The sequence below is a fragment of the Pseudomonas sp. 273 genome, assembly GCF_029201425.1.
Classification (GTDB): Bacteria; Pseudomonadota; Gammaproteobacteria; order Pseudomonadales; family Pseudomonadaceae; genus Pseudomonas; species Pseudomonas delhiensis.
The window spans coordinates 6,633,304-6,648,438 of sequence record NZ_CP116775.1; the positions used below are offsets into that span (position 1 = coordinate 6,633,304).

Here is a 15,135-nt window from a genome sequence, read left to right on the forward strand (position 1 = left end):
GCCCCGCCGCGATCTTTTCGGCACCGCCAAGTGCCTGATTCGTATACGTATGTTATCGTTGTAAACACTGTATACAGCGTAAACGGACTGCTCAGAAATTGACCACCGTAATCTCCTTCCGCGCCGATGACGCCCTGGCCAGGGCCCTGGACCAGCTGGCCCGGGCCACCCACCGGGACCGCCCCTACCACCTGCGCCAGGCCCTGGCGCAGTACCTGGAACGCCAGAGCTGGCACGTGGCGGCCATCGACGAGGGCCTGGCCGACGCCAACGCCGGGCACCTGCTGCCGCACGCGGAGATAGAAGCCAAGTGGGGGCTGGCATGAGCCTGCAGTGGACGCACAAGGCGGCGGCCGACCTGGACGGCCTGTACGACCACTACGTGGTACTGATCGGCCCGGAGAAGGCGCTGAAGGCCGTCCAGGACATGGTCGGCCAGGTGAAGGCGCTGGCCGACCTCAGCCTGAGCAGCGTCGGCCGGCCCAGCGAAGTACCCGGCGTGCGCGAATTGCCCCTCGAACGCTGGCCCTACCAGGCCGCCTACAGGGTGAAGGGCCGGGATGTACAAATTTTGCGCATCGATTCTGTGGATAACCCGGGGTAAAAGTGTCCACACGGTTACAAAATATTTCAAAGTATTGACTTATTTGGTTTGTACAAAAATAGATCAAATGCATCACACAAGGTAATTTGGTCTGTTTATGACCATAAATCTCAAAATCGATCTAGTTACGACCGAACTCTGATAAATCGTCTTTTCATGTAGCGACGAATTTTTCGAGTTCGGAACTTTTCCCGGCATTTCCCTGTCCACTTTCCTGACTTTCCCGGCCATTTCGCCGCCCTGCCCGACGACCCGACCATGCCCAACACAGCCTCCCTCCGCGCCCTCTGCCTGGGCCTGCTGCTGCCCGTCGGCGCGGCCTTCGCCTGGAACGCCAACGACGCCCAGCAACAGCAGCAATGGCAGGAGCAACAGCGCCAGCAACAGGAACAGCAACGCCAGATGGCCGAGCAACAGCGCCGGCAGAACGAGGAACAGCAGCGCCGCCAGCAGGAGCAGCAACGCCAGCAGCAGGAACAGCAGCGGCAGATGGCCGAGCAGCAACGTCGGCAGATGGAGGACCGGCAGCGCCAGCAACAGGAGTTCCAGCGCCAGCGCGACGAACAGCGCCGCCAGGCCGAGCAACAGCTGCGCCAGGAAGCCCAGCGCCGCCAGCAGGAACAGCAGCGGCGCTGGCAGGAAGAACAACGCCAGCAGGCCGAGCGCGACCGCCAGTGGCAGGATGAACAGCGCCGCCAGGCCGATGAGCGCCAGCGCCAGTGGGAAGAGGCGCAACGCCGCCAGCAGGAGCAGCGGCAACGCGAATGGGAAGACGCCATGCGCCGCCAGGAGGCCGAGCGCCGGCACTGGCAGACCGGCCAGTACCTGCCGCCGGAATACCGCGCGCAGCGCTACTACGTGGAGGACTGGCGTAGCCGCCAGCTGCCGCCGCCGGCCTATGGCTACCAGTGGCAGGAAGTGGACGGGAACTACCTGCTGATCGAACTGGCCAGCGGCCTGATCCAGCAGATTCTCAGCGGCCAGCGCTGAACCGCGCCGGCCACGGCGGCAAAGGAAAAGGGCAGGGGGCTCAGCTCCAGTTCACCGGCAGTTGGCCTTCCTTCCAGGCGAAGCGGTCGAGGTGGCTGACCACCACCTGCTGCACCCGCGCCAGGCGTTCGGCGTCTTCGGCCTCGGCCTGCAGATGCAGGGCGGCGGCGTCGGCCTTCAGCCGGCAGGTGCCGAACTCGAAGCTCAGCACGCCGCTGTCCTCGCTCAGTTCCACCGGCAGCTTGTGGGCGAAATGGTTGCACAGGCGCTTGAGGTAGCGGGCGCCATCGGGGGTGGGCACGTCGGCACGGGAAGTCGGCATCGTTCATCCTCTTCTTTCAGAGCCTTCGCATGCTAGGCAGGAGAAAGCCCGGGAAAAACCGGCTATCGTGCCTTTCACTCTTAAGCGGAGCTTCACAATGGACAACCTCCGAGGCATGGCCATCTTCGCCACCGTAGTCGCCCGCGGCTCCATGGCGGCCGCCGCCGAGGCCCTGGACATGAGCCCGTCGGCGGTCAGCCAGCAGATCCGCAAGCTGGAGGCGCAGGCCCAGGTGACCCTGCTGCACCGCACCACCCGCAAGCTCACCCTCACCGAGGCCGGCGAGGCCTTCTACCGCAGCTGCGCGCAGATGCTGGCGATCGCCGAGGAGGCCGAGCAGCGCCTGGGCGAATGGCGCGAGGCGCCGGTGGGCGAGCTGCGCCTGGCGGCGCCGGTGGGCTTTTCCGGGCGGCTGATCACCGAGGCGCTGCGCCCGCTGCTGGAGAACCACCGCCAGCTGCGCCTGCAGCTGTTCTTCCACGACGAGCAGATCGACCTGGTCGAACAACGCATCGACCTGGCCATCCGCGTCGGCAACCTGGCCGACTCCAGCCTGGTGGCGCGCCACCTGGGCGACTGGCACAACCTGGTCTGCGTGGCCCCGGCCTACCTGCGCCGCTGCGGGGCTATCGACCATCCCGAGCAATTGTTGCAGGTCGACTGGCTGGCGCTGAACACCCGCGGCCACAGCCAGCCGCTGCACTTCGAAGGGCCGGACGGGGAGAGCTGTCGCCTGCGCCTGGAACCACGGGTGGCGGCCAACAGCATGCTCGCCCTGCGCCAGTTCACCCTCGACGGCCTGGGCGTGTCACTGCAGCCGGAGCCGGAGGTGCGCGACGCGCTGGAGGAGGGCAGGCTGCTGCGCCTGCTGCCGCGCTGGAGCCTGCCGGGCTACGGCATCTACGCCGTGACGCCGCGGCGCGACGCCCAGCCGGCCAAGGTGCGGGTGGCCATCGAGGCGCTGCGCCGGCACCTCGGCGGGCTGTCGCCGACGGGGCCGCGGGTGGCTGTGTGACGCGCCCGGGCGTGAGAGGATGGGCGGCCCTTTCCACCTTCCGCCGGAGCCTCACGCCATGGACCTCACCTGGAGCTGCCAACACCACAGCGAGCTGAGCAAGGAGACGCTGTACGCCCTCCTGCGCCTGCGCTGCGAGGTCTTCGTGGTGGAACAGAACTGCCCCTACCAGGACATCGACGGCCAGGACCTGGCGGGCGACACCTGCCACCTGATGGCCCACGAGGGCGGCCAGCTGCTGGCCTACCTGCGCCTGCTCGACCCGGCGACGCACGACGGTGAGGTGATCATCGGCCGCGTCATCACCGCCGCCGCCGGGCGTGGCCGCGGCCTTGGCCACCAATTGATGCAGCGCGCCCTGGACGAAGCGGCACGGCGCTGGCCGGGCAGCCCGGTGTACCTCTCCGCCCAGGCGCACCTGCAGGGCTACTACGGCCGCTACGGCTTCGTCGCCGAGGGCGAGGTCTACCTGGAAGACGACATCCCGCACATCGACATGCGCCGCCCGGCCTAGAGCCAGTCCAGGGTCAGCAGCAGGCGCCGCGAGCCCGGTGCCGGGCAGGGCGAGCGGTGGACGATGCCGGCGCCCTCGTTGCCGATCCATTTCTCGCCCTTGAACAGCCCCACGTCGCCCACCTCCAGGCGCTGGACGCACGTCGACTCAGCTTCGCCGAGGCGATCGCGGGGCAGGGCGCCTTCCTCCAGCCATTCGCTGGCGCAGCCGGCGTAGCTGGTGACCAGCCGCAGCGGCACCTGGTCGACATGGAAGCGCGGGCACATGGCCCGCTCCAGCGCGCGCAAGCGCAGGCCCACGCGGCGCGCGCCGGTGAGGCAGGCGAAGGCTTCCACCAGCCAGGCCAGGTCGCTGGCGAAGAGCGCGGCGCCGGGGCCGTCGCCGAACAGGCCGTCCAGCTGCCGGCTGCGCCCGGCCTCGTCCAGTTCGAGGTTCGCCTGGCAGCCGTAGAGCGTCTCGCCGGCGAGCAGGTGAGCGGCGAAGGCCGCCACGTCCGGGTACAGGCGGCGGCGCCAGACCGCCAGGTTGACGTCGTCGCGCAGCACCTCGGCGAGCACCTGCGGGTCCTCGCCCAGCACCTGGCGCGGCGTGCGCTGCAACTGCGGGGCGAGCATCAGGCCTCCTCCGTCCAGGACTCGAAGGGGTCGGCCAGGCGCGCCCAGGCCTGGGGCCCGGCGGCGAACTCGGCGTCGTCCAGCAGGCAGGCGTCGAGCTCTTCTTCCAGGCGCTCGAAATCAATGCCCTGGCCGATGAACACCAGTTCCTGGCGGCAATCGCCGGTGTCGGCGTTCCAGTGGCGCAACACCTGGCGCAGGCCGTCCTCGTCCTGCGGCCAGCGTTCCTTCGGCACGAAGCGCCACCAGCGCCCGGCCAGGCCGTGGCGCATCAGGCCGCCGGCCTGGGACCAGCTGCCGGCCTCGCGGTAACGGCTGGCCAGCCAGAAGAAACCCTTGGAGCGCAGCAGCCGGCCGTTGGCCCAGGGCTGGGCGAGGAAGGCGTGGAAGCGCTGCGGGTGGAAGGGCCGGCGCGCCCGGTAGGCGCGGGAGGCGATGCCGTATTCCTCGGTCTCCGGCACGTGCTCGCCGCGCAGTTCCTTGAGCCAGCCGGGGGCCTGGGCGGCGCGCTCGAAGTCGAAGCGGCCGGTGTCGAGGATCCACTCCAGCGGCACCTGGCCCATGACCATGGGGCGGATCTCGGCGTCGGGGTTGAGGCCGCGGAGGATCGCCAGCAGCTCCTCGCGCTCGTCGCTGGAGATGAGGTCGACCTTGCTGACCAGGATGACGTCGGCGAACTCCACCTGGTCGATCAGCAGGTCGGCGATGGAGCGCTGGTCTTCCTCGCCCAGGCTCTCGCCGCGGCTGGCCAGGCTGTCGCTGCCCTGGTAGTCGCGCAGGAAGTTGAGGCCGTCGACCACGGTGACCAGGGTGTCCAGCCGCGCCAGGTCGGACAGGCTGCGGCCCTGTTCGTCGCGGAAGGTGAAGGTCTCGGCCACCGGCAGCGGCTCGGAGATGCCGGTGGACTCGATCAGCAGATAGTCGAAGCGGCCCTCGGCGGCCAGCCGCGCGACTTCCTCCAGCAGGTCCTCGCGCAGGGTGCAGCAGATGCAGCCGTTGCTCATCTCCACCAGCTTCTCTTCGGCGCGGTTGAGGCTGACGTCGCGCTGTACCTGCGCGCCGTCGATGTTGATCTCGCTCATGTCGTTGACGATCACCGCCACGCGGCGGTGCTCGCGGTTCTTCAGCACCTGGTTGAGCAGGGTGCTCTTGCCGGCGCCGAGGAAGCCGGAAAGGACGGTGACGGGTAGGCGTTGGTTCACGGTGGTGGCTCTCTTTTCTGATGTTCTTCAGGCGTTGCGCAGGTGCAGCTCGCGACGCTCCTGGCGTTCCTTGGCCTCGACGCTGAGGCTGGCGGTGGGGCGCAGCAGCAGGCGGCGCAGGCCGATCGGCTCGCCGGTCTCGGCGCACCAGCCGTAGTCGCCGCGGGCCAGGCGCTCCAGGGCCTGGTCGATCTTGTCCAGCAGCTTCTTCTCGCGCTCCAGCAGGCGCAGTTGCCACTGGCGCTGCTCCTCGCGGCTGGCGACGTCGGCCTCGTCGCCGGGCCGCTCGTCCTCGCGCAGCGCGTCGAACTCGCCCTCGATGCGCGCCTGCAGCTCCTCGCGCTGGCGCAGCAGCAGGGCCTGGAAGAAGGCCCGCTGGGCTTCGTTCATGTAGGCGCTGGCGGGTTGCGCCAGTAGTTGCCGTTCACTGAGGACCGGCTCGGGTTGCGGGGTCATGGCGGCCTCCGGAAGGATAGGATCGAATTGTTATAATATAACATTTCAGTTTCGACAATCCGACGGCGTACCATGGAGGCCCGCCAAGCCCGCCCCGAGGTCCCGATGAAAGCCGCCGCCCTGACGCTCTGCCTGCTGTTTCTGGCGCCCCTGGCGCAGGCCGCGGGCGAGCCGCCGCTGCCGTTCCCCGGCCTGCCGCCGGCGGCCTGCGCCTGGCTGGCCAACGTGCTGGCCTGCATGGACCGCGACGGCAGCCACTACAGCGTCGCCACCCTCGGCCACGACACCTACCTGCGCGGCTTCGACGCCGCCAGCGGCCAGCGCTGGGCGCAGACCGGCACGCGCTACGGGCGCCTGACCTTCTTCAGCGGCGTGAGCAGCGACGGCCAGGTGTGGGTGGGCTCCAGCCGCGGCATCGGCTGGACCCACGTCAGCCGCCTCAGCAGCTCCAGCGGCGGCCAGGCGAAGCTGACCTGCGGCCGGGTCAGCGGGTGCAGCCAGCAGGTGCGGTAGGGCGCATAACGCCTACGGCGTTATCCGCCGTTTGACCTCGATCCCAGGCGCGCTTCGGGTTCGGCCACGGAGCACCTGTTTCGGGGCACTCCGAGCTCGACCGCGACGCCGGGCATGAGCTGGGTGTAGCGGCGTATAACCGCGAACGGTTATACGCCCTACGCCAAGGGTGGGCCAGGCGTAGGGCGCATAACGCCTACGGCGTTATCCGCCGATTGACCTCGATCCCAGGCGCGCTTCGGGTTCGGCCACGGAGCGCCTGTTTCGGGCCACTCCGGGCTCGACCGCGGCGCCGGACATGAGCTGGGTGTAGCGGCGTATAACCGCGAACGGTTATACGCCCTACGCCTTCCCCTGCTCCCGCAACGCCGCCAACAGGCTCCCCACCGGCGGGCGCTGGCGGAAATAACCGTGCAGGCCATCGAAGATCGCCCCGGCCAGGGCCTGTTGGTGCCGCGCATCGTGCAGGCGTCGACAATCGGCGTCGTTGGAGATGAAGCCGGTCTCCACCAGGATCGAGGGGATGTCCGGCGACTTGAGCACGGCGAAGCCGGCCTGGTCGACGCGTTCCTGGTGCAGCCGGGTAATGCCGCCCAGGCTGCGCAGCACGCTGTGGCCCAAGTCCAGGCTGGAGGCGATGGTGGCGTTCAGCGACATGTCGAGGATCACCTTGGCCAGCGCCGGGTCCTTGTCCTGCAGGGGCAGGTTGCCGCTGGCGCCGATCAGGTCGGCGCCGTTCTCGCGCTGGGCCATGAAGCGCGCCAGGGTCGAGGTGGCGCCGTGCTCGGAGAGGGCGAACACCGAGGCGCCGGAAGCCGTGCGGCGGGGCGCGGCATCGGCGTGCACCGAGACGAACATGTCGGCGTTGTATCTCCGCGCCACTTCCACGCGCTGGCGCAGCGGGATGAACACGTCGACGTTGCGCACCAGGCGCGCCTTGAAGCCGGGTTGCCGGTCGATGCGCCGGGCCAGGTTCTGCGCGATCAGCAAGGCCACGTCCTTCTCCCGCTCGCCGCGCGAGCCCAGGGCGCCGGGGTCCTTGCCGCCATGGCCGGCGTCCACCACCACGAGGATGTCGCGGCCCTTGCCGCTGGCTTTCGCCGCGGCCACCGCGGGCGCCGCAGCCGGCGCCCGCGCCGGATGCAGGTCGAGCACCAGGCGATGGCCTTTGCCGGCCTCGGGCGCCAGGGCGAAGGCCTGCAGCCGCACCGGCTCGGCCAGGTCCAGCACCAGGCGCGTGCCGCCGTCGGCCAGGCGCCCGCTGCGCAGGCCGCGCAGCGGGCCGGACGGGGCAGGGGAGGCCAGGGGCGCGCCGAGGCCGGCGCCTTCCAGGTCGACCACCAGGCGTTCCGGCGCGGAAAGGCTGAAGGTGCGGTAGCGGAACGGACCGTCGAGGTCCAGCACCAGGCGCAGGCCGTCGCCGCTGGGCTCGCTGCGGGCCCCCAGCAGGCGTGGGCCGGCGAGCAGGTCCAGGGCGGGGAGCCAGGCGGCGCTGGCGAGCAGGCTTTGCAGCAGGCGGCGTCGATTCATGGCGCTTGCAGGAAGGAGGAGGAAGCAATACGTTATATTATAACATTCACGAGCACCAGCCATTCCCCATGACCGCCTTCCTCCCGGACGTCGCCAGCCAGGCCGCGTCCGACACCCTCGCCCTCGACTGGGTCGGCATGCAGGGCATCGCCCTGCCGCTGCGCCTGCACGGCGAACGCCTGGGCGCGCTGGCCGACGCCGGCGTCAGCCTGGACGACGCCGCCACCCGCGGTATCCACATGTCGCGCCTGTACCTGGCCCTGTCCCGCCTGGAACGGGCCGAGCTGGGCCCGCGGCTGCTGCGCGAAGTCCTCGACGACTTCCTCGCCAGCCACGCCGGCCTGTCGCGCCGCGCCAGCCTGCGCCTGGCCTTCGACGCCCTGCTCGAACGCCCGGCGCTGGTCAGCCCGCTCAGTGGCTGGAAGCGCTACCCCTGCGAGGTCCACGCGCAGTTGGACGAGCAAGGCCTGCGCCTGGAACTGCGCCTGCGCCTGGCCTATTCCTCCACCTGCCCCTGCTCGGCGGCCCTGGCCCGCCAGTTGATCCAGCAGCGCTTCGCCGCGGACTTCGCCGGCCGCGAACCGAGCCACCGGGAAGTCCACACCTGGCTCGGCAGCAGCGCCGGCATAGTCGCCACGCCCCACAGCCAGCGCAGCTTCGCCGACCTACGCCTGCACCTGCGCGAAGAGCTGCCGGGCCTGCCGCTGCGCGAGCTGCTCGACTGCGCCGAGGCCGCCCTGGGCACTGCCGTGCAGACCGCGGTGAAGCGCGCCGACGAGCAGGCCTTCGCCCTGGCCAACGGGCAGAACCTGATGTTCTGCGAGGACGCCGCCCGCCGCCTGCACCGCGCCCTGGCGCAACGCGACGAACTGGACGCCTTCGCGCTGACCGTGGTGCATGCCGAAAGCCTCCACGCCCATGACGCCGTGGCCCGCAGCCAGTGGCGCCGGGAGGCCCCATGATCCATTGCCAGGCCCTGCAGTGGGGCCCGCCGCGCCTGCCGCTGACGCCGCCGCTGAACCTCGACCTGGCCGCCGGCAGCCTGACCGCCGTGGTCGGCGCCAACGGCTGCGGCAAGAGCAGCCTGCTGAAGGTCATCGCCGGCCTGCAGAAGCCCCTGGCCGGGCGCGTGCGGGTGGAATTGCGGCCGCGGGAAATCGGCTACCTGGTGCAGCAGCAGGCCCTCGACCGGCAGTTCCCCATCAGCCTTGGCGAACTAGTCGGCGCCGGTTTCTGGAACAGCCGCCTGCCCAGCGCCGCGCGCCGCGAACAGCTGCGCCGGGCGCTGGCCGAGTGGCAGCTGGAAGGCCTGGAGCAACGCCCGCTGGCGGCGCTCTCCGGCGGCCAGTTGCAACGCGCCCTGCTGGCCCGCCTGGGGCTGCTGGACAGCCCGCTGCTGCTGCTCGACGAGCCCGACGCCTGCCTCGACGAAGCCGGCCAGGCGCTGCTCTGGCAACGCATCCAGGCCTGGCACCGCGAGGGCCGCACCCTGTTGCTGGTCTGCCACGACCTGGCGCTGGTGCGCGAGCGCGTGCCCGACTGCCTGCGCGTGGCCGCCGAGGGCTGCCGCCACGGCCGCTGCCGCGACCTGCTGGGCCCGGGCGGCCTGGCGCGGGTGGCATGATGGCCCTGCACGCGCTCTGGCAGCCCTTCGTCGAGTTCGCCTTCATGCGCCGGGCGCTGCTCGGCGGCGTGGTCCTGGCGCTGAGCGCCGCGCCGCTGGGCGTATTCCTCATCCTGCGGCGCATGAGCCTGATCGGCGACGCCATCGCCCACGGCATCCTCCCCGGCGCCGCCATCGGCTTCTGGCTGGCCGGGCTGTCGCTGCCGGCGCTGACCCTCGGCGGCCTCGGCGCCGGCCTGGCGGTGGCCGGCCTGGCCGCCTGGGTGACGCGCCACACCGGCCTGCGCGAGGACGCCAGCCTGGCCGCGGTCTACCCCATTTCCCTGGCCAGCGGCGTGCTCCTGCTGGGCCTGGCCGGCAAGCGCCTGAACCTGCTGGAGCTGCTGTTCGGCTCGGCCCTGGCGGTGGACCGCACGACCCTGCTGGGCATGCTCGGCGTGGCCGTGCTCAGCCTCGGCGTGCTCGCGCTGATCTACCGCAGCCTGCTGCTGGACAGCCTCGACCCGCTGTTCCTGCGCAGCGTCAGCCGCCTCGGACCCTTCGCCCACGGGCTGTTCCTGGGCCTGGTGGTGCTCAACCTGGTGATCGGCTTCCAGGCCCTGGGCGCATTGATGATGGTCGGCCTGATGATGCTGCCGGCCGCCGCCGCGCGCTTCTGGAGCCGCCGCCTGCCGGCGCTGCTGGCGCTGGCCGCGGGCTTCGGCGCGCTCGCGGTATGGCTGGGCCTGGCGGCGTCCTACGCCTGGTCGCTGCCCAGCGGGCCGGCCATCGTCCTGCTCGCCGGCCTGTTCTACCTGTTCTCCGTGCTGTTCGGCCCGGTGCACGGCCTGTTGCGCCGCGGCCTGCTGCCCATCCCGCAATGACGTCCCCTTCGAGGAAAACCACCATGCGTGTCCTGCTGCTCCTGCTCGCGTTCTGCCTGCCCCTGTCGCTGCCCGCCGCCGAAAAGCCGAGGGTGGTGACCAGCTTCAGCATCCTCGCCGACATGACCCGCGCGGTCGGCGGCGAGCACATCCAGCTGAACAACCTGGTCGGCCCCGACAGCGACGCCCACACCTACGAGACCACCCCGGACGACGCCCGCGCCGTGCGCCAGGCGCAGCTGGTGGTGGAGAACGGCCTGGGCTTCGAGCCCTGGCTCGACCGCCTGGTGAAGAGCACCGAGACCGGCGCCAGGGTCATCCAGGCCAGCCACGGGGTGATCCCGCGCAGCCTGGAGGAGGACGGCCGGACCATCCCCGACCCGCACGCCTGGAACAACCTGGCCAACGCCGACCTCTACGTCGGCAACATCGCCAGGGCCCTGGCGCAAGTCGACCCGGCCAACGCCGCCGACTACCAGCGCAACGCCAAGGCCTATCTGGAGCAGGCCCACGCACTGCTGGCCTACGCCAAGGACAAGCTCGGCAAGCTGCCCGCCGACCGCCGCACCCTGGTCACCTCCCACGACGCCTTCGGCTACCTCGGCCAGGCCTACGGCCTGAAGCTGCTGGCGCCCCAGGGCCTGTCCACCGAGCGCGAGGCCTCGGCCACGGAAGTCGCCGAGCTGATCAGGCAAATCCGCGAGCAGCACATCCGCGCGGTCTTCGTGGAGAACATCAAGGACCCGCGGCTGATGCAGCAGATCGCCGAGGAAAGCGGCGCGAAGATCGGCGGCACCCTGCATTCCGACGCCCTGGCCAGCGAAGGCCCGGCCAGCACCTACCTGGGCCTGTACCGCAGCAACGTCGACACCCTGTACCAGGCGCTGGGCGACTAGAGCACCAGGCTCAGGCGCAGGCGGTCGCGGCAGGGAATGCCGTTCTCGACGATGGGCTCGGGGTAGTTGAGGCTGAAGTAGTCGGGCTCCACCGCGCAGATGCGAAAGCCCATGCGCTGGTAGAGCCCTAGCTGCGCCAGGCTGGAATTGCCGGTGGCGATATCCAGCCGCAGCGCCCCGGCCACCCGCGCCGCCTCGATGGCCGCGGCCAGCAGCCGCTTGCCCAGCCCACGGCCCTGCCAGGCCTCGTCCACCGCCAGGTTGGTGACCTCCAGCACGCCCCAGCTCACCGGCGTCAGCGCCAGCACGCCGCGGACTGCCTCGCCCTCGACCAGCGCCAGCAGGCGGGATTGCGGGAGGTAGCGTTCGATCTGTTCGCGGCTGGGGTCGGCGAGCAGGAGCAGGGGCCAGGGGCTTGGGTGAGGGGGAGTTCCTGGAGGGTGGGCACGGGAGGGCATCCGGGCGGGGCTGGAGGGGCATATTGTGCCGCAGAGGAAGCGAGGTTGCTTGAGAACGGAGCGTGCTGGATGCAGTAGTGCTTTGGGGTGACTCCGCTCCCTCTCCCCAACCCTCGGCTGCGCGCCCCGCCCTGAAGGGAGAGGGGGCTTGTCCGTGCCGAGAAAGGATTTGGTGTTAGCCGGGTGCTCGGTACAAGCCGGCTAACGCCGAAACATCAGCGCACACCGAACGGTCCCCTCTCCCTTCAGGGCGGGGCGCGCAGCCGAGGGTTAGGGAGAGGGCGCTCTTCAAGGCACGCACCAATCCTCCCGGCAGACAACATCGCGGACAGAGTCCGCTCCTACGGGGAAATGCCACGCCTTCCGGCAACCTGTAGGAGCGAGCTTGCTCGCGAACGGACTCCGCAGCAGGGTTTATTCGCGAGCAAGCTCGCTCCTACGAAGAGCATTTCGGCGCGGGCCGCAAGACAGTTGCTCCTACGAGTGGCCCCGGCACCATGCCCATGTAGGAGCGCGCCCTGCGCGCGAATCGCGGGCAGGGCCCGCTCCTACAGGTGGCACCGGAGCGCGATCTGGCCGCGCCTCAGGCGTAGATGTCCCCCGGCTCCACGGCACCTCGTGGCTGCCGTCCGCGTGGGGCTTGCTGGCGAGGATCTGGTGCAGGTTGATCCAGCCCTTCTTGAAGCCGTAGGCGCAGCCGGCCAGGTACAGGCGCCAGATGCGCAGGGCCTGTTCGGGGACCAGCCTGGCCGCCTCCGCCAGCTTCGCTTCCAGGTTGGCGCTCCAGAAGTCCAGGGTGCGCGCGTAGTGCAGGCGCAGGCCCTCGACGTCGACCACTTCCAGGCCCGCCTCGCTCATGCGCGCCACCGCCAGGGACAGGTGCGGCAGTTCGCCGTGGGGGAACACGTAGCGGTCGATGAAGTCGCCGGCGCCGCGGCCCACCGGGCGGCCGTCGGTGTGCTTGGCGGTGATGCCGTGGTTCATCACCAGGCCGCCGGGGCGCACCGCGTCGTACAACTGCTGGAAGTAGATGCCCAGGTTGGCGTGGCCGACGTGCTCGAACATGCCCACGCTGACCACCTTGTCGAAGCGGCCGTCGCGCGGCAGGTCGCGGTAGTCCAGCAGCTCCAGCGTCACCTTGCCTTCCAGGCCCTCGGCCTTGACCCGCTCGCGGCCGAGCTTGAGCTGCTCTTCGCTGAGGGTGATGCCGTGTACCTGGGCGCCGAACTCCCGCGCCGCCAGGCGGGCCAGGCCGCTCCAGCCACAGCCGACGTCGAGCAGGCGCTCGCCGGGCTTCAGGCGCAGCTTGCGGCACAGGTGGCGCAGCTTGGCCAGCTGGGCCGTGGCCAGGTCCTCGCTGCCGGTCTCGTAGTAGGCGCAGGAGTAGACCATTTCCGGATCCAGCCACAGCCGGTAGAAATCGTTGGAAAGGTCGTAGTGGTAGTGGATGGCCTCGGCGTCGGTGCGCTTGTCGTGGCTCTCGCGGATGAAGTCGGTGGGGCCGTCGTCGGCGCCCAGGGCCTCGCTCAGGGCGTCGCCCATGGCGATCACGTCGCCGATCGGCCCCTCGATGTCCATGCGCTTCTCGACGTAGGCGCGGCCAAGGGCGTCCAGGCTGGGGTGGGTGATCTCGGTCAGCAGCGTGGGATCGCGGACGATCAGCGTCACCTGCGGGTCCGGGCCGAGGTCGAAGGCCTGGGCCTCGCCGACGCGGATGCGCAACGGCAACTGCAGGGACAACAACTCAGAGGGCAGGTTGGCTTTCATGCATTCCTCCTGGTCACGAACAGAAAAACTATAGAACAGGACTCCCATAGCCTTCCCCTATGAGGGTTCCCGCCCTTCGTCTATCGATGGATTCGGCGGCAGGTGCGAACGAAGCGCTGCCAAAGCGTAGCAGGAGATTTCTGACAGTCAGCTTGTCCATATCGAGATAGAGCCTTTCCCGGATTGCAAAAGTGCGACAGCGCGCCACAGGTGCAATCCGTTAGACTGCTAAGCATCCAACCCGTCCCAACGAATTTTCCTTACGCCCAAGGGGGGTTCTTGAATACCTTCAGCCAGCCGCGTCCGCCGGTGCGCACCATCCTCATCGGGCTGATGCTGGCGATCTTCCTCGGCGCGCTCGACCAGACCATAGTCGCCGTCTCGCTGCCCGCCATCTCCGCCGGTTTCGCCAACTTCGACCTGCTGGCCTGGGTGATCTCCGGCTACATGGTCGCCATGACCATTTCCATGCCCATCTACGGCAAGCTCGGCGACCTCTACGGGCGCCGCCGGCTGATGCTCTTCGCCACCGCGCTGTTCACCTTCGCCTCGCTGCTCTGCGGCCTGGCGCAAAGCATGGAGCAGCTGGTGCTGGCGCGGGTGCTGCAGGGCGTGGGCGCCGGCGGGCTGATGTCGGTGAGCCAGGCGATCATCGGCGACATAGTCCCGCCGCGCGAACGCGGCCGCTACCAGGGCTACTTCAGCAGCATGTACGCGGTGGCCAGCATCGCCGGCCCGGTGCTGGGCGGCCTGCTCACCGAGTACCTATCCTGGCGCTGGGTGTTCCTGATCAACCTGCCGGTGGGCCTGGTGGCCTTCGCGGTGTCGCGGCGCACCCTGGTAGGCCTGCCGGTGCCGGGCCGGCGGCCGCGCATCGACTACCTGGGCACCGCGCTGATGATCGCGGGCCTGGGCAGCCTGCTGCTGGCCATCACCGACGTCGGCCAGGGCGCCGACTGGCGCGATGCCAGGCTGCTCGGCCTGTTCGCCGCGGCCCTGGCGCTGCTGGTGCTGTTCGTCCTGCAGGAGCGCCACGCCGCCGAGCCGCTGGTGCCCATGCAGCTGTTCGCCATCCGCGCGGCGACGCTGAGCTGGATGGTCGGCTTCTTCGCCAGCTTCCAGATCATCTCGCTGTCGGTGCTGGTGCCGCTGCGCTTCCAGTCGGTGACCGGCGCCGGCGCCGACAGCGCCGCGCTGCACATGCTGCCGCTGGCCATGGGCGTGCCCATCGGCGCCTACTGCTGCGGCCGCCTGACCACCGTACTGGGCCGCTACAAGCCGCAGATAGTCGCCGGCGCGCTGCTGCTGCCCTGCGCGGTGGCCGGCCTGGCCCTGACCACACCCTCCAGCTTCTGGCTGTCGGGGCTGTTCATGCTGCTGTGCGGCACCGCCGCCGGCACCCAGTTCCCCACCAGCCTGGTGGCCGCGCAGAGCGCCGTGGAGCATCGCCACCTGGGGGTCGCCACCAGCAACACCACGCTGTTCCGCTCCCTGGGCGGCGCGGTAGGCGTCGCCCTGATGTCGGCGATCCTCCTGGCCATGCTGCAGCCGCTGGCGGCCGGGGAGGGCTTCGGCCACGGCATCTCCGCCAACGAACTGCTCGCCAGCCTCGCCGGCCCCGGCCACGAGGACCGCCGCCTGCTGCTGGACGAGGTGTTCCGCCGGCTGTTCCTGGTCAATGCCGGCGTCGGCGTGCTGGCGCTGCTGATCGCCCTGGCGCTGCCCAACAGCCGCCTGCGCGGCAAGGTGGAGGACTGAGCCTCCACC

At 69.9% G+C, this 15,135-nt stretch carries 17 protein-coding genes and 1 pseudogene; 11 read left to right on the top strand and 7 right to left on the bottom strand.

Annotated elements, in window-relative coordinates; all coding sequences use genetic code 11:
* The first annotated feature begins 98 nt into the window (after positions 1 to 98).
* From PKO50_RS30360 to PKO50_RS30370, 3 genes are all read left to right on the top strand, one after another.
* The gene (locus tag PKO50_RS30360) at positions 99 to 326 is read left to right on the top strand and encodes a CopG family ribbon-helix-helix protein (protein ID WP_089392790.1); all 228 of its coding nucleotides are present in this window, start codon (positions 99 to 101) and stop codon (positions 324 to 326) included.
* Complete coding sequence (locus PKO50_RS30365; protein ID WP_089392789.1) at positions 323 to 604, top strand: type II toxin-antitoxin system RelE/ParE family toxin; 282 nt, start codon at positions 323 to 325, stop codon at positions 602 to 604. Before PKO50_RS30360 ends, PKO50_RS30365 begins: the two co-directional genes overlap by 4 nt.
* Positions 605 to 862: 258 nt before the next feature.
* Positions 863 to 1,594 (top strand): RcnB family protein, encoded by a 732-nt coding sequence (locus PKO50_RS30370; RefSeq protein WP_275628083.1) that lies wholly within the window; start codon positions 863 to 865, stop codon positions 1,592 to 1,594.
* A 40-nt stretch (positions 1,595 to 1,634) separates the two neighbouring features.
* Here the strand turns inward: PKO50_RS30370 and PKO50_RS30375 are convergent, their stop codons facing one another.
* On the bottom strand, positions 1,635 to 1,916 hold the full coding sequence (locus tag PKO50_RS30375) for a DUF2218 domain-containing protein (RefSeq protein ID WP_109934375.1): 282 nt from the start codon (positions 1,914 to 1,916) through the stop codon (positions 1,635 to 1,637).
* 97 nt (positions 1,917 to 2,013) lie between these two features.
* Here PKO50_RS30375 and PKO50_RS30380 point away from each other — a divergent pair, with 97 nt between their 5' ends.
* Complete coding sequence (locus PKO50_RS30380) at positions 2,014 to 2,931, top strand: LysR family transcriptional regulator (RefSeq protein WP_275628084.1); 918 nt, start codon at positions 2,014 to 2,016, stop codon at positions 2,929 to 2,931.
* 58 nt (positions 2,932 to 2,989) lie between these two features.
* Entirely contained in the window at positions 2,990 to 3,445 is a 456-nt protein-coding gene (locus PKO50_RS30385; protein ID WP_275628085.1) for a GNAT family N-acetyltransferase, read from the top strand.
* On the opposite strand, the gene PKO50_RS30390 is transcribed toward PKO50_RS30385, so the two are convergent.
* From PKO50_RS30390 to dksA, 3 genes are read right to left on the bottom strand one after another with little or no spacing between them, the layout of a single operon-like run.
* Positions 3,442 to 4,059, bottom strand: a complete 618-nt coding sequence (locus PKO50_RS30390; protein WP_275628086.1) for a DUF1826 domain-containing protein — start codon at positions 4,057 to 4,059, stop codon at positions 3,442 to 3,444. The genes PKO50_RS30385 and PKO50_RS30390 overlap by 4 nt on opposite strands.
* Positions 4,059 to 5,261 carry a zinc metallochaperone GTPase ZigA gene (zigA, locus tag PKO50_RS30395; protein ID WP_275628087.1) on the bottom strand — a complete coding sequence of 401 codons (1,203 nt, stop codon included), beginning with the start codon at positions 5,259 to 5,261 and terminating at the stop codon, positions 4,059 to 4,061. The genes PKO50_RS30390 and zigA overlap by 1 nt, the downstream gene beginning before the upstream one ends.
* A 27-nt stretch (positions 5,262 to 5,288) precedes the next feature.
* Positions 5,289 to 5,717, bottom strand: a complete 429-nt coding sequence (gene dksA, locus PKO50_RS30400) for an RNA polymerase-binding protein DksA (RefSeq protein WP_275628088.1) — start codon at positions 5,715 to 5,717, stop codon at positions 5,289 to 5,291.
* 105 nt (positions 5,718 to 5,822) lie between these two features.
* Here dksA and PKO50_RS30405 point away from each other — a divergent pair, with 105 nt between their 5' ends.
* Positions 5,823 to 6,230: a hypothetical protein gene (locus PKO50_RS30405; protein ID WP_275628089.1), complete on the top strand. Its 408-nt coding sequence runs from the start codon at positions 5,823 to 5,825 to the stop codon at positions 6,228 to 6,230.
* 342 nt (positions 6,231 to 6,572) lie between these two features.
* On the opposite strand, the gene PKO50_RS30410 is transcribed toward PKO50_RS30405, so the two are convergent.
* A complete protein-coding gene (locus PKO50_RS30410) occupies positions 6,573 to 7,760 on the bottom strand; it encodes an N-acetylmuramoyl-L-alanine amidase (protein WP_275628090.1) in 1,188 nt (395 codons plus the stop codon).
* A 68-nt stretch (positions 7,761 to 7,828) separates the two neighbouring features.
* Here PKO50_RS30410 and folE2 point away from each other — a divergent pair, with 68 nt between their 5' ends.
* From folE2 to PKO50_RS30430, 4 genes are read left to right on the top strand one after another with little or no spacing between them, the layout of a single operon-like run.
* The gene (folE2, locus tag PKO50_RS30415; RefSeq protein WP_275628091.1) at positions 7,829 to 8,722 is read left to right on the top strand and encodes a GTP cyclohydrolase FolE2; all 894 of its coding nucleotides are present in this window, start codon (positions 7,829 to 7,831) and stop codon (positions 8,720 to 8,722) included.
* On the top strand, positions 8,719 to 9,384 hold the full coding sequence (locus PKO50_RS30420; RefSeq protein WP_275628092.1) for an ATP-binding cassette domain-containing protein: 666 nt from the start codon (positions 8,719 to 8,721) through the stop codon (positions 9,382 to 9,384). Before folE2 ends, PKO50_RS30420 begins: the two co-directional genes overlap by 4 nt.
* Positions 9,381 to 10,247, top strand: coding sequence for a metal ABC transporter permease (locus PKO50_RS30425; protein WP_109934385.1), 867 nt, complete (start codon positions 9,381 to 9,383; stop codon positions 10,245 to 10,247). Before PKO50_RS30420 ends, PKO50_RS30425 begins: the two co-directional genes overlap by 4 nt.
* A 23-nt stretch (positions 10,248 to 10,270) precedes the next feature.
* Positions 10,271 to 11,143, top strand: coding sequence for a metal ABC transporter substrate-binding protein (locus PKO50_RS30430; protein ID WP_275628093.1), 873 nt, complete (start codon positions 10,271 to 10,273; stop codon positions 11,141 to 11,143).
* Here PKO50_RS30430 and PKO50_RS30435 read toward each other — a convergent pair.
* On the bottom strand, positions 11,140 to 11,601 hold the full coding sequence (locus tag PKO50_RS30435) for a GNAT family N-acetyltransferase (protein WP_275628094.1): 462 nt from the start codon (positions 11,599 to 11,601) through the stop codon (positions 11,140 to 11,142). The genes PKO50_RS30430 and PKO50_RS30435 overlap by 4 nt on opposite strands.
* 600 nt (positions 11,602 to 12,201) lie before the next feature.
* Positions 12,202 to 13,368 (bottom strand): annotated as a pseudogene (cfaB, locus tag PKO50_RS30440) (C17 cyclopropane fatty acid synthase CfaB); the annotation flags it as partial.
* Positions 13,369 to 13,647: 279 nt separating this feature from the next.
* On the opposite strand from cfaB, the gene PKO50_RS30445 reads away from it, so the two are divergent.
* Positions 13,648 to 15,126 (top strand): MDR family MFS transporter, encoded by a 1,479-nt coding sequence (locus tag PKO50_RS30445; RefSeq protein WP_109933188.1) that lies wholly within the window; start codon positions 13,648 to 13,650, stop codon positions 15,124 to 15,126.
* Positions 15,127 to 15,135: the final 9 nt, after the last annotated feature.